The following is a 423-nucleotide window of genomic DNA, read 5'->3' as shown; positions in this document are numbered from 1 at the left end:
CTCACTCTCAGGGAAACCTTTTTTTTTCAAAAATTTTCTATCCCACTTCCCTTCTACAAAAAGAAACTTATTATATGTCTGAGATCTATATATACCATAAGCTTCATCTAAGAAAGTTAATTGATCTTCCGCAATATCTTTTAATACAATATTATGACTCACTTTAACAACTCCGCCAATTCAATAGTATTGTCCCAGTTTCCATTAATTAGAGTAAAAGAGTGTGTTGCAATCAATATATTAAATTTATTTATATTCGCAATTTCAGATATTAGGCTCAAAAGCTTCTTTTGCCATGCGGCATGCAAAGATATCTCTGGTTCATCAATAAGAATTAAAGTTCCAAATTTTGTATTAAAAATTAAATTTCCTAATAAAATTATTAAATGTTGTTCACCAGACGAAAGTAGGTCTATACTAAAA

1 protein-coding gene is annotated in these 423 nt (G+C 28.8%); it reads right to left on the bottom strand.

The genetic code is table 11. From position 1 onward, the window contains the following. Nucleotides 1-158: 158 nt before the first annotated feature. A partial coding sequence (locus tag HUN22_RS17725) for an AAA family ATPase (RefSeq protein WP_174732101.1) occupies nt 159-423 on the bottom strand: 265 nt, incomplete at its 5' end.

Source organism: Acinetobacter lactucae (genome assembly GCF_013344765.1).
GTDB classification, from domain to species: Bacteria; Pseudomonadota; Gammaproteobacteria; order Pseudomonadales; family Moraxellaceae; genus Acinetobacter; species Acinetobacter lactucae_A.
This window is presented reverse-complemented; position numbering and strand designations above follow the sequence as displayed.